This window comes from uncultured Lamprocystis sp. (genome assembly GCF_903933125.1).
In the GTDB taxonomy this organism is placed as follows: Bacteria; Pseudomonadota; Gammaproteobacteria; order Chromatiales; family Chromatiaceae; genus Thiodictyon.
This window is the reverse complement of sequence record NZ_CAIZIZ010000476.1, coordinates 20,857-33,400: the sequence shown is the minus strand read 5'-3', so window position 1 is coordinate 33,400 and position 12,544 is coordinate 20,857. Positions and strand designations below refer to the sequence as shown.

The window sequence follows — 12,544 nt, the reverse complement described above, 5'->3', positions numbered from 1 at the left end:
GTGATGGCGCTCGTAGAAGCGGGCCTTGCGCTCGAAGATGTACATGCCGCCCTTGTCGATGGATGACTTCAGTTCCATGAGCAACAGCATGCCATTCTTGACGATGATGTCGATCTCCACCTGATCCGGCCGCCCGAAGACCTCGCCGGCGTCGTCGAATTCACAGACATTGCGCACGCTGACGCCGAAGCTGGTCTCCAGGATGCCGGCCAGGGCATTGCGGAAGGCGGCCTCGGATTGCAGGCCCCAGCGGGCGCCCAGGGCGCCGATGGAGCGGTCGTGCTTCTTCGCCTGCGCCATGATCTCCTCGTGAACCCGATCGAACTCCCGGCGGGACTCCTCCCACTTGCGGTTCTGCTCGTCCCGGTTCAGCCTCTGCTCGCGGTTCTGCTCGTCCCACTTGCGGTTTTGCTCGTCCCAATTGAGCCTCTGCTCGCGGTTCTGCTCATCCCACTTGCGGTTCTGCTCGTCCCACTTGCGGTTTTGCTCGTCCCAGTTGAGCCTCTGCTCGTGGTTCTGCTCATCCCACTTGCGGTTCTGCTCGCGCCACAGTTGGGTTTGCTCGTCCCACTTGCGGGCCTGCTCCTCGCGGTCGCGGCGCAGCTCGTCGAGGACGCGGTCGAAGCGGTCATCGGTCTGCACCCGGTCGGCGAACTGTCCGCGGGCGATCTCCAGGACGTATTGGCGCAGCTCCGGGTCGTCCCGCAGCAGGCGTGGTAGTTCGCGTTTGATGGTCTCGACTGTGATGTCCATGAACGGCCTCGCGCGCAGGATCACGGGCGACGGGTGCCCGCTTGCCTCGAATCATAAACCCTTTCTGGTTGGCACCGCATTGTTGCAATTCCGGCAACAGATCATTCGCCGTTGCGCTCTATTTCCGACTGTTTCTGTCGACTAAAGTGAACCCATCGCCGATACCTGCCGCGCGTAAACGACCGCGGCAGTCAAAGTCCCATCTCCCCAACCTCAATAGGAAGCCATTGATGAACACCTTGGCCAAACTGTCTGCCGCCCTCGTCATCGCGGCCGCGTCCGCCCCCGCGCTGGCCGCGCCGGAAACCTACAGCGTCGACCCGACTCATACCTTCGCGCGCTTCTCGTACGACCACCAGGGTCTGTCGACGCAGCTCAGCCGCTTCAACAAGACCACCGGTACCGTGGTGCTGGACCAGGCGGCGAAGACCGGCACGGTCGATGTCGTCATCGACACCACCTCGGTCGACAACCGTCTCGCTTGAGGCGGTTAAGGGTTGAGCCTGATCACCGGGGCCGGTGCCGCCCGCGACACCGGCTCCGCCGCACAGATATCCAGGAGATCAAGATGTTGGAACTGAGACACGCAGCAGACCGCGGCCTCGCCAATCTTGGGTGGCTGCATTCCCATCACACCTTTTCATTCGGCAGCTACTACGACCCGGAGCAAACGGGCTTTTCTGACTTGCTGGTGATCAACGACGACCGGGTGCGTCCGGGCCGCGGCTTCGATACCCACGGTCACCACGACATGGAGATCCTCACCTACGTGCTCGAAGGCGCGCTGGAGCATAAGGACTCGATGGGGAACGGCTCGATCATCCGGCCCGGCGACGTTCAGATGATGAGTGCCGGCACCGGAATCCGTCACAGCGAGTTCAACGCCTCGCCTCAGGATATGGTGCATCTCCTGCAGATCTGGATCGTCCCGGATCGCCAGGGCGTCACGCCGCGCTACCAGCAGCAGCACATCGCCGCGGCCGATAAGCGGGGTCGCCTGCGTCTGATCGTTGCGCCCGACGGTGCCGACGGCTCCCTGTCGGTGTATCAGGATACGCGTGTCTATGCCGGATGCTTCAATGGCGCCGAACAGCAGCGCTTTGAGTTGCCCGCCGACCGCTATGCCTATGTGCAGGTTGCGCGCGGTGCGCTCACCGTGAACGGTGAACGTCTGTCGGAGGGCGACGGCGCACGCCTGCGCAAGGTGCGGGAACTTGCGTTCGGCGAGGGCGACAATGCCGAAGTGCTGTTGTTCGACCTGCGTGCGCATGAACTGCACTACCACTGAGCGTCAGCGGTCCTCTCATGGGGTGGGCACGCCAGCCGACTGGATAGAAAATCGATCAGCGCGCGAACCCGATGGGGCATATAGCGATTGCTCGGGAGCAAGGCGTAGATGCCCAATGCGGGCGGTTCAAATGCGTCCAGCAGGGTTTCGACCCGGCCCCCGGCGAGATAGTCGGACGCGATGAACTCCGGCACGAGCGTGATGCCCAGTCCCCGGGCGGCCGCTTCGGCCAGGGCGTCACCGTTGTTGGCCTGGAGCCGGAAGGGCAGAGCAAAGTCCTGCAACCGGCCGTCGATCAGGAACGACCAGGGAAGGCTGTTCGCCTGCTGCAAGTACCCGATACAGGGATGGCCGATAAGTTCGGAGGGATGCGACGGCCGGCCATGTTGGGCGAGATAATCCGGCGCAGCGATGACCTTGAGCCCACAGGTGCCGAGTTTGCGGGCGATGTCACCCGGCGCGAGCTGGGCCGAGATACGGATGGCCAGGTCGATGCCTTCATCAATTAGGTTGAGCGTGCGGTCATTGAAGTCGGTCGACAGGGTGATGGCGGGGTAGGTGGCGGCGAACTCCAGCAGCAGCGGCATCAGGTGTCGCAGTCCAAAACTCAGTGGCACGCTGAGGCGCAGTTGGCCACTGGGGGCCAGACGTTCCTCCATCACTTCCGCTTCCGCCGTTTCCACCAGATCGAGGATCACCCGGCACTTGTCCAGATAGGCGGTGCCGGCCGAGGTCAGCGTCAGGTGCCGCGTGCTGCGGACCATGAGCTTGACGCCGAGATGCTCCTCCAGCGCGGCAATCTGCCGGGTGACGACCGAACGCGCCACGCCGAGTTGATCGGCGACCGCCGCGAAACTGCCCAGTTCCGCGACACGAACAAACAGGTGCATGGCATCGAGTCGGTTCATGATCCGGAGCCTGGTTGACGGTGGCGTCCCGCATCTGCCGCCGCTGGCCAGGCCCCTATCGCGTCGGCGTGGCCCCGCGCAACTCGGCGATGCGGTTCGCTGTCAGCGTGGACCATTTGTCGAATGCATTGCGGGCATAGGCCCAGCTCTGGAAGGAGTTCACATAGCCGCTCGCCCAGGTCTGGGCCGCTCCGGTGACGCCCGCGTTCAGGTCGGCGGCATATTTGCGCCCGATCTGGGTGTCGCGGCATTCGGCGAGCACAGCGCCCGAACCCCCATCCCGGAACTGCATTTCCATGCCGGTCTCGCCCAGATAGGGGGTGGAGCCGGCGGGCCGGCCGGTGGCGACCCCGGAACCCGCTTCCGCGACGAAGCCATAGGGTACCAGGGTCCCGGTCAGGCTTCGGGTGATGCCGGTCGGCACCAGATTGGTGAGCGCGATCCGCAGCACGACTACGCCGCGGCCCGGCTGATTGACCACCTGCAGCTGCGGCTTGAGTGCCGTGGCCAGTGACGCGTGAAAATAGTCGGTCAGTATCTTGAGGTCAGCCGGATCGACGGCCTGATTCCGGCCGGGCTTGAGCGTGACGACCATGGGCGCGATCAGCACCTTGTCGTAGCGCTTCGCATCGAGACGCGGATCGGCCCAGCACTGGATGCCTTCGCCCCAGGGCGTGGGCTTGAGCCGGGCGTAATCGGACAGGAAGCCACTCTGTGTGAGTCGGGTCGGGTCAGTGGCCGTGACGCCGGTGCCGCTGCCCATCAGGCCGGACACGCCGGAGTTGAGCGAGGCGCATCCCGTGATGAGCGCCATTCCCGCCAAGGCCGCGCCGCGTGCCCAGTAGGTCGTTAATCGATCGTTATTCAGCATTTGTATCTCCTAGATCAGGGCGCGATCCTGGCCGGCGTCGGTACGGACGGACGCCGCACGGCGGTCTTCTTCGTTCCAGTCTGAACCGCTGGTTTGCGCCATTTCGACTTGGTCGATCCGGCCTGAACGCGACGCGGCTGTTTGGTCTGCTTGGGCTTCAGGCTGACGGGGCGCAAGGCGGGATCGGTACGCGTCATACCGGGTTGGTGATGGATCGGATGATCCATTGCGATCGATGGCCTGGCCCGCAGGATCTGCGCACTGAGTGAGTCGGATCCCTGCGTTAAAGGACTCATCCGGTGCTCCGGGAGAGCCGGGGTCGGCGTGTTCAGTTCAGCCGCGGCGGCCGTGGCGGGACCGCGCGTTCCATGGACTTGCCGGACCAGCAGCGCGGGTGAGACAGCCATGAACACCAGCGCGGCAGTGAGGGTGCCGTGCTTGAGCCACAGCCAGGGTAAACCAAGCGCGCCGGTCGGTGCGGGTGTATGGCCGGAGTCGGTCGCGGCATGGGCCAGCGTCCGCGCCGCCTGTTTCCAGGGCTTGCGTCCCAGCCAGGCCAGCGCCTGAGCCACCAGCAGCAGGAGCGCGATCCCACCCAGATTGACCAGGGCAGTCGTGATCAGAGTTCGCCCGGCCTGATCAAGTGCCATGCCGGCGATGAACGAGAGGGCCATGCCGAACAGGAAAATCGACAGCGATTGCTGTCCCGCCGTGGCGATCAGGCTGGGCAGGGGCCGGCTGAGCCAGTGCTGACGGGTCCGCAGCAGGCAAAGGGCCAGATACGCCAGACACAGGAAATGGAGCACGCGCAATGGCCCCAGTCGCGTCTTATCGAACCAGGGCTCCAGGGTTGCGCGCAGATCGCCCCAGAAGGCGTCGGCCTGATAGATCGGCGGGTAGCCGATGGGGATGGCGATGACGACACCACCCAGCGCCAGCGCAATCAGCCAGCCCCTGGCTGGAGGGGCTTTGATCCAGCCGCTGCCGAACGCGAATCCGAGAAAAAACAGCAGTTGCCAGGCGAACGGGTTGAAGAACCAGGGGCGATCGCCGAGCGGGTCCGCCGGGAGTTCGATGCTCCACCACCACATGGCCAGGTAGACGCCGAGCGAAGCCCCCAAGGCCGCGCCGACATGGAGCCGCGACAGCGACCAAAACAGCGGCAGCCAGAGCAGGACCACCAGGTACATCGGCAGAATGTCGAAATAATTGGGCACATAGGTCAGGGTCACGAGGCCCAGCAGGGCCGCTGAGGTGTGATCGAAAAAATAGGCCAGATTCAGCCGACTGATATAGTCCGGCTCCGCCCACCAGGCATTGCCGATGACACAGATGGCGGCCAGGGCGAAAAATAGCCCCAGGTGGGCCGCATAGATTTGTCCACCGCGCAGCACCACCGGCGCGCTGCCGACCACGAGCCCGGCGGATCGGAAGCTGCGGCCGTAAGCCAGGGCCGCGGCGAAGCCGGAGAGGAACACGAAGATCTCGGAGGCATCGCTGAACCCGAAACGCGATGGCGTGAATAAGGACAATCCGTTGAGCGGGATGTGGTTGACGAAAATGACCAGCAGCGCCCACCCCCGGAAAAAGTCGAGCAGCAGATTGCGTCCGGGTAACGGCAGCGCCGGCGGTGTGGTCGGACGCACCGGATTGACGCCGCCGCCGGGTCCCAGATCCAGGGTCGCCGCGGCAGCGGGCGAGTCGGGAGCCTGTGTGTTACAGCGCATGGACGGACCCTGATACAACTGGATGGCTACACCTTAGTGTACCCCATAGAAGCTGAGCACGCGCCGCGTCTAACGCTGCCCCTTGCCCCAGGTGTCCTTGAGTCCGACGGTCAGGTTGAATACGGGACGCTCGGCCGTGCTGTCCGGGTCGGTGACGAAATAGCCCTCACGTTCGAACTGGAAACGCTCACCGGGGGCGACACCCACGAGCCCCGGCTCCACCACGCTGTCGGTGAGCACTGCGAGCGAGTCCGGGTTGATGTCCGTGAGGAAATTCGCACCGCCCGCGCCTGGGACCGGGACCCGGAACAGCCGGTCATAGAGCCGGAGTTCGGCCCGCAACCCATGGGCGGCGCTGACCCAGTGAATGACGCCGCCGATCTTGCGGCCCTCCGGGTTGCGGCCCAGGGTGTCGAGGTCCGCGGTGGCGCGCAGTTCGATGACATTCCCGTCGGCATCCTTGATCACCTGATCGCAGCGGATCACATAGGCGTTGCGCAGCCGGACCTCGGTGCCCGGCATCAGGCGCTTGAAGCCCTTGGGCGGCTGTTCGGAAAAATCGTTGTGGTCGATATAGATTTCGCGGTCGAAGGGCAGGGTGCGGGTACCCAGCGCGGCGTCTTTGGGGTGGTTGCCGGCCTGCATCTGCTCGACTTGACCCGCCGGAATGTTCTCGATGACGACTTTGAGCGGGCGCAGCACCGCCATCCGTCGCGGGGCCGTGGCATCCAGATCCTCGCGGATGGCGCTTTCCAGCATGGCCATCTCGACCATGTTGTCCGACTTGGTGACACCGATGCGCTCGCAGAAGGCGCGGATGGCCGCGGGTGTGTAGCCGCGGCGGCGCAGCCCGGCGATGGTCGGCATCCGCGGGTCGTCCCAGCCCGTGACATGCCTCTCGGCAACCAGTTGGGTGAGCAGCCGCTTGCTCATCACCGTGTATTCCAGGTTGAGCCGGGAGAACTCGATCTGCCGCGGTTTGCAGGGCACCGAGACGTTGGCGACGCACCAATCGTAGAAGGGCCGATGGTCCTCGAACTCCAGGGTACAGATGGAGTGGGTGATGCACTCCAGTGCATCCGAGAGCGGATGGGTGTAGTCGTAGGTCGGATACAGACACCAGGCGGTGCCGGTCTGGTGGTGAATCACTCCATGGCGGATGCGGTAAAGCACCGGATCGCGCAGATTGATGTTCGGCGAGGCCATGTCGATGCGGGCACGCAGGCTGCGGGCGCCGTCCGGGAATTCGCCGGCCCGCATGCGGGTGAAGAGATCCAGGTTCTCTTCCACCGAACGGTTGCGGTTGGGACTCTCGCGGCCGGGCTCGGTGAGGGTACCGCGATAGGCGCGGACCTCTTCGGCACTGAGATCACACACATAGGCCAGGCCCTTGCCGATCAGTTCGATGGCGAAGCCGTACAGTTGCTCGAAGTAATCCGAGGCGAAATAGAGCCGGTCGGCCCAGTCGAAGCCGAGCCAGCGCACATCCGCCTGGATGGCGTCCACGAACTCCACATCTTCCTTGTTCGGGTTGGTGTCGTCGAAGCGCAGGTTGCAGGTTCCCGGATAATCCAGGGCGAGCCCGAAGTTGAGCACGATCGACTTGGCATGGCCGATATGCAGATAGCCGTTAGGCTCCGGCGGAAAACGCGTGGCGATGCGCTGGTGGCGCCCGGCCGCCAGGTCTTCCTCGATGATCTGACGGATAAAATTGGAACGGTGCGAATCTGTGGGGTCGGTCATGGTGTTCGGGGGGTCGAAAAAGGAAAACGACAAGGCAAGGCGTTAGACCGCATTCTAGCAGCCTGTCGGGTTTTCCCGCTGCGCGCTGGCCGGCATCGGGGTCGACTGCTGGTAAGTGTAGGTGCGACTGAAGTCGCACGCGCTGCTCCAAGACCTGGGGCTGAGCGGTCCGCAACGGGCGCTGATCGTTGGGGCGGTGGTTGGGCGCATGGCCGCCCCGGGCTCGGAACGGGCGACCCACCGCTGACTGAGCGCGCGCAGTGCGTTGGAGGGGCGGAGCGCTTTGGTGAGCCACCGGATCGTCGAAGAGATCGATCACCTCGTAAACAGTAGCAAGAGACCGCGACCCGCTCGTCCGAGATGTGATCAGCTCCCATTGCACATTGCAGAATCAACGGCCCATCAGCCTCTGGATGAAACGCCCCAGCGTTCCCTTCGAATCCGGCTCGCCCTCATTGAGCAGGCGCATTGCGACCTCCCGGATACGCTGGGCGCTCGCGGCCCCAGGATTGAGAATGAGGTGTGGCTTCTGGGCCATGATGCTTTTCTCGATCAGTGCGTCACGCTGGACGTAGCCAATGCACTCGATTTTGCCATTCAGGAATTTGGCGGTCACGGCCGCCAGCCGGGCGCCGACTTGCTGTGCGTCGCTGGGCGAGTTGACACAATTGACCAGAAGCTTGATCGTCTTGGCCTCACGCGTCAGGATGGTCTTGATGATGCCGTAGGCGTCGGTCATTGAGGTCGGGTGATGGGTGGTGACGACGATCGCATCGTCGGCGGCCAGGACGAAACGGATGACATTGTCGCCGATGCCGGCTCCGGTATCGATGATCAGGATGTCATAGCCGTTCAAGCCTTCCAGGCCCTGCAAGACATGTTCACGCTCCGGCCCACCCAGATTGGCCAGGTCAGCGATCCCGGTGGCGCCGGCCACGAGATCCAACCCATAGCTGGTCGGCATGATGACCTGCGCCAAGGTCTTCTCGCCGCGAACCACATCCTGAATCGTGAATTTGGGGATGATCCCAAGCAACACATTGAGATTCGCCAGACCCAGATCGCCATCCAGCAGCAGGATCCGACGCCCGGTGCGGGCCATGGCAATACCGAGATTGATGGCCAGCGTGGTCTTACCGACCCCCCCTTTCCCCGAAGTGATGCAGAATGTTCGCATGAGTTTCGCCCGTTATTGCGGCACGGTGACACGCGTGACCAGGCACTGATGGCCGCTGGCCCGCAACTGAACGCACCAGACCCGCGCGGGCTGGGGGGTCGTCCAGTCCAACACACGGAGACGGTAGAATTCGTCACGCGCATCCCCGTAACGCGACTGGTTGATCGTCAAGGTACGCCCCTGCAACATGGCTTCATAGCGCGATTCGAAGTCCCTGCTGTCCTCCTTGACCTTGACGAGTGAACGCCCCGCCAGCAGTTGGACATGCCAGCGATAGCGCGGGGAGGAAGCCTCGGTAGCCGCCGCGCCAGGGATGGATGCCGGATCAGTGACCTGGCGTGTGGCCGGCGGACCGATCACCCGCGCCTCCAGCACCTCGCTCCTGGCGGCGTCTTCGGTCGGTTCATCGCCAGCAGGCGCATCCACGACCGCGTCCGCAGTCGCGGTTGACCTCTCGGGCGAGCGCTCGGTCTCGGCTGCTTCCCTCACCCGTGGATCGCTGATCCCGGGTGCGGGCGCCTGTGCAATCTCACCGCGTGCCTCCGCCGCCGCGTCCCTTTCCCGTTGCGACGCATGAGCCCGGCGTGCGGCCAACTCGGCGGGCTTAGGCAAGGGCAGGACGACTGCGGGCAATTGGCGCAGCCAACGCGGATCGTCGCCAACGTCCGGTTTGATGAGCGGAATCGGTGACGAAGACCCCTGGTCAGCCGCGGCCGCGATGCTGACTAGTCCCATCAGGAGCGCGATCCGCCATGGCGCGTGCGCTCTTGGGGCTGTCCGGCATGGACGACAGAACGCGCGCTCCAGAAATCGTTGCCCGATGTTCATGGGGAGACCGGCATTTCAATGGCGCAACGGGTGGCGGTGTCGTCCTCTCGAACCTGCTCGCCACAGGCCAGGAGACGTTCGCGGTTCGACGCGACCAGTTGACTGGCGAACAGCAACTCGCGATAGGCATTGGTATCGGAACGCGCCTGTAGGAGACTGCCGGCGCGCCAATACTGGTCGGTGCCGATGACCAAAGCCCCCAGTTCAATACGCCATGCCGGATCCGGGCTCCAGTGACGCAACCACCAGGCGGTTGGTAATAATGCGAGGAGTGAGAGCCCCGCGAGGATGAAGGGCCAGCGTCGCTGGGCGAAGCGGGGGTTCGTGCTCGGCGGGGTCGCCTGAAAGAGCTCCTCGAGGACCAAGGCATCCTGATGGCGCATCGCCTCACGCGCGTCGTCGTAGAGCAGCGAGGAAGGGTCGACCAGCCAGGCCTCGACGCGTTTGCTGATCTCGGCGCAATACGCCGTGATACGTTCCTGGCGCGCCCGTAAGCGCCAACTGCCATCCGGTTGATCGCCCTCCTCGCTCAGGGTCAACCATTCGGCGGCCAGCGACAGATAGGCTTGGCTAACACCGCTCGTGAGATCATGGGCCAGCAATGGCCGGCCGCGTTCGGTGGCCTCCTTGACCTGCTCATCATAGGGGATCTCGCTCAGCAGGGTCATGCGCCCGTAGTCATGACGCATCGTGGCGATCAGGGACTGGGTCGCCGCGCCCATGGGGCGCATACTGATCAGCAGATAAACACCGTACAGGGGTTGCGACAAGCCAGCGCGCAACCGACTGATGGTCGTCAGCACCGTCGGCAGACCTCCGAGAACGACCGAGTCGCAAGGAATTGGCAGCAAGACCCGATGCGCCGCGGCCAGGGCGTTCAACGTCAGCAAACCCAGCGCGGGTGGACAGTCGATGACCACGTGGTCGAATCGCAAAGGCAGGCTATGCAAGGTGGCGAGTGCCTGGTACAAGCGGGTCCGGCTGTCGCCCATCACGGCAAGCGCGCTCTCGACGCCGGCCAGCCCGGGGCCGGCTGGCGCCAGATAGAGGTCCGGGATCTCGGTAGCGGCGATCAGGTCGCGGCTCAGGCTCGCTTGCAACAGGATGCGTTCCGTACCGCCCCCATCATAGTGGCCCCGCACCAGGGCATGACCCGCGTGTCCCTGTGGATCCAGATCCATCAACAAGACGGTGCGGCCGGCCGCGGCCAGGGCGATGGCGAGGTTGATCGCGGTCGTGGTCTTGCCTACGCCGCCCTGTTGACTGACGACGGCCACGATCTCGGTCGCTCGAGGTGAAGAATCAGGAGTCGCGCGAGTCATGATGCTGTTCCCGGGGATGTTGCGGGATCTCGGTGATGAGGCTTTCCAACCCCTGACGTCGCCGCCCGATACGTGAAGGTTGCTGTGTCAAGCCGGGGGTGTCGGTCGGCGGTTGGGAGGATGGCGCGGGTGCTTCGGCGCGCATCTGCGAGCCTAAGGTAACGGGGGGGCGGGGCCGCAGTGTTGGCATGGCCTCGCAACGTCCGAGTGGCTTGACCATGGGCCGACGCCGGAACATGTCGTAGGGGGGAGCCGCTTCGTCCCCGCCGCTGTCTCGCGACAGGGCCTCTTGGCGTCGCAACAGATGCTCTCGTGGCGGCGGACGCCAGACACCCAGCGCCGCTGAATCATCCGTGGCTGGCCGCGCAATGCCGATGCGCGGTCGTTTGAGGTCACCGCGTCGCCGGCAGCGTCGTCTCAGGACTAGCGCGGCCAGGCCAGAGCCGCCCAGCAGAAGGGTCAAGAGGATGCCGAGGGTGATCATGGGAGGGTTGCCCTTAGCGAATCGTCCGGTCGGTCTGCATCCTGCGCCCCGGTCTGGTGCGCCAGCTCCGACACTGTCTCCCGCGCCGCCAGCCAACGGGCGAGCCGCTCACGCCACTCCCTGTAAGCCGGATCAGTGACTTCCCACAGGACGTGCAGCGCCGCTCGCCAGGCCCCCTGACGCACCTGAGTCAACGCCGCCTCCGCCTGATCGCGCAGGCTTTCGATGGCCTGTGCGTGCGCATCGTAGCCGCTCGGACTTTGGCGCTCCTGGGCCAGTTGGAGCACCGCGTTGCGACCTTGGGTCAGGCCCGCATTCAAACGTTCCAGTTCGGTGCACAGGGCGAGGGGTTCCGCGATATCCGCAAGCGCGGCCGACTCCAACTGGACCATCAAGATCAGAAGACGCCGGTAGTCACCCGCGACCAGGCGCTTGAGGCGCGGGTCACGGCTCAAGACCAGATACCAGCGCTGCTCCGGTTCGAGCTTCAACAACCAGCTTAGGGTTTCGGCGCTTTCGGCCTCCGCGGCGATCTGGCCAGTGGCGATGTGGGCGTCGAGATGAGCGATCCAGCGTGAATTCATACAAAACCCGCGGGAGAGATAACCGATCCAGCCTGTCCGATTGCCCGCCACGGAATCCGTGCGTGGCCCCTGCCGTGATCAATCGGGGCGGAGCGCCACCAGTGGCGCGAACTCCTGCTGCAACTGCTTGAGCCAGGACGCATAGTCGCCGACTGCACGTTTCGCGGCAAGGATCCCCAGGCCGGTTTGCTGGGCCAACTTGGCCGCATTCAGGGCCAGGATCCGCGACGGCGGCAGTTTCATCCGCTCGAAGTCGGTCCAGGCCTCGCTGTGACAGCCATCCATGCCGACCACGATAAGTCCCTCGGTTCGCATCGCCGCGATACGATTGAACTCAGGGGTAGACTCATAGGCATTGAAATGACCAGCGAACCGGTTGAGCACTAGAATCCGCCGGCTGTCCGGAAAGATCTTCGCGACCGCATCCAGCACATCGATCCCGCCCGTCACGGCCAGTGGATCCGCAGTGACCGGGACATAGATATCCATGGTTACGCCGCTTTCGGCCAAGACCTCGCCCAAGTCGGACTTTTGCGCCCATTGGAGGATATGCCGATCCATGTTGGCCCCGAGATCGACGCCGGTATCGCCATCAAGGATCTCGGCCGCCAGTTGATCCCAGTAGCTATAGGCAAGCGATGGATCCACGCGCAGTGCCTCGGCATCCGCGCCGATGCGCAGGGAGAGGACACTATCGTGGCCCACGAACTCGGCCAATTTCGCCTTGTCATCGACATCAATGAGACGTAAGGGGCGGCCCATATTATCGTATAGCCATGCCAAGACCATCATGAGCGACGACTTACCGACGCCCCCCTTGCCATTCATGATCCAAACGGTGTGCATCGACATAATCAGT

At 64.1% G+C, this 12,544-nt stretch carries 13 protein-coding genes; 3 read left to right on the top strand and 10 right to left on the bottom strand.

Going from position 1 to position 12,544, the window contains the following annotated elements; genetic code table 11:
- Nucleotides 1-753, bottom strand: a 753-nt coding sequence (locus QZY03_RS26105; protein ID WP_295586159.1) for a DUF3782 domain-containing protein, incomplete at its 3' end; no start/stop codon positions are given.
- Nucleotides 754-983: 230 nt separating this feature from the next.
- On the opposite strand from QZY03_RS26105, the gene QZY03_RS26100 reads away from it, so the two are divergent.
- Nucleotides 984-1,238 (top strand): YceI family protein, encoded by a 255-nt coding sequence (locus tag QZY03_RS26100; RefSeq protein WP_295586156.1) that lies wholly within the window; start codon nt 984-986, stop codon nt 1,236-1,238.
- A gap of 83 nt (nt 1,239-1,321) precedes the next feature.
- Entirely contained in the window at nt 1,322-2,041 is a 720-nt protein-coding gene (locus QZY03_RS26095) for a pirin family protein (protein ID WP_295586153.1), read from the top strand.
- On the opposite strand, the gene QZY03_RS26090 is transcribed toward QZY03_RS26095, so the two are convergent.
- The 4 genes from QZY03_RS26090 to QZY03_RS26075 all read right to left on the bottom strand — a co-directional run bounded on the left by QZY03_RS26090 (nt 2,032) and on the right by QZY03_RS26075 (nt 7,290).
- A complete protein-coding gene (locus QZY03_RS26090) occupies nt 2,032-2,949 on the bottom strand; it encodes a LysR family transcriptional regulator (RefSeq protein WP_295586152.1) in 918 nt (305 codons plus the stop codon). The two genes, QZY03_RS26095 and QZY03_RS26090, sit on opposite strands and share 10 nt — an antisense overlap.
- Before the next feature lie 55 nt (nt 2,950-3,004).
- Nucleotides 3,005-3,820, bottom strand: a complete 816-nt coding sequence (locus tag QZY03_RS26085; RefSeq protein WP_295586149.1) for a DUF3313 domain-containing protein — start codon at nt 3,818-3,820, stop codon at nt 3,005-3,007.
- Between the two features lie 14 nt (nt 3,821-3,834).
- Nucleotides 3,835-5,547, bottom strand: coding sequence for an OpgC family protein (locus QZY03_RS26080; protein ID WP_295586146.1), 1,713 nt, complete (start codon nt 5,545-5,547; stop codon nt 3,835-3,837).
- Between the two features lie 69 nt (nt 5,548-5,616).
- Nucleotides 5,617-7,290: a glutamine--tRNA ligase/YqeY domain fusion protein gene (locus tag QZY03_RS26075; protein ID WP_295586143.1), complete on the bottom strand. Its 1,674-nt coding sequence runs from the start codon at nt 7,288-7,290 to the stop codon at nt 5,617-5,619.
- Nucleotides 7,291-7,411: 121 nt separating this feature from the next.
- Here QZY03_RS26075 and QZY03_RS26070 point away from each other — a divergent pair, with 121 nt between their 5' ends.
- Nucleotides 7,412-7,537 carry a hypothetical protein gene (locus QZY03_RS26070; RefSeq protein WP_295586141.1) on the top strand — a complete coding sequence of 42 codons (126 nt, stop codon included), beginning with the start codon at nt 7,412-7,414 and terminating at the stop codon, nt 7,535-7,537.
- 144 nt (nt 7,538-7,681) lie between these two features.
- On the opposite strand, the gene QZY03_RS26065 is transcribed toward QZY03_RS26070, so the two are convergent.
- From QZY03_RS26065 to QZY03_RS26045, 5 genes are all read right to left on the bottom strand, one after another.
- A complete protein-coding gene (locus QZY03_RS26065) occupies nt 7,682-8,467 on the bottom strand; it encodes an AAA family ATPase (protein WP_295586138.1) in 786 nt (261 codons plus the stop codon).
- A gap of 12 nt (nt 8,468-8,479) precedes the next feature.
- Complete coding sequence (locus QZY03_RS26060; RefSeq protein ID WP_295586136.1) at nt 8,480-9,202, bottom strand: hypothetical protein; 723 nt, start codon at nt 9,200-9,202, stop codon at nt 8,480-8,482.
- Between the two features lie 89 nt (nt 9,203-9,291).
- Nucleotides 9,292-10,572: a DUF6118 family protein gene (locus QZY03_RS26055; RefSeq protein WP_295586134.1), complete on the bottom strand. Its 1,281-nt coding sequence runs from the start codon at nt 10,570-10,572 to the stop codon at nt 9,292-9,294.
- A 525-nt stretch (nt 10,573-11,097) separates the two neighbouring features.
- Nucleotides 11,098-11,685, bottom strand: a complete 588-nt coding sequence (locus QZY03_RS26050) for a hypothetical protein (protein ID WP_295586131.1) — start codon at nt 11,683-11,685, stop codon at nt 11,098-11,100.
- A 78-nt stretch (nt 11,686-11,763) separates the two neighbouring features.
- The gene (locus tag QZY03_RS26045) at nt 11,764-12,537 is read right to left on the bottom strand and encodes a hypothetical protein (RefSeq protein ID WP_295586129.1); all 774 of its coding nucleotides are present in this window, start codon (nt 12,535-12,537) and stop codon (nt 11,764-11,766) included.
- Between the last annotated feature and the right edge of the window lie 7 nt (nt 12,538-12,544).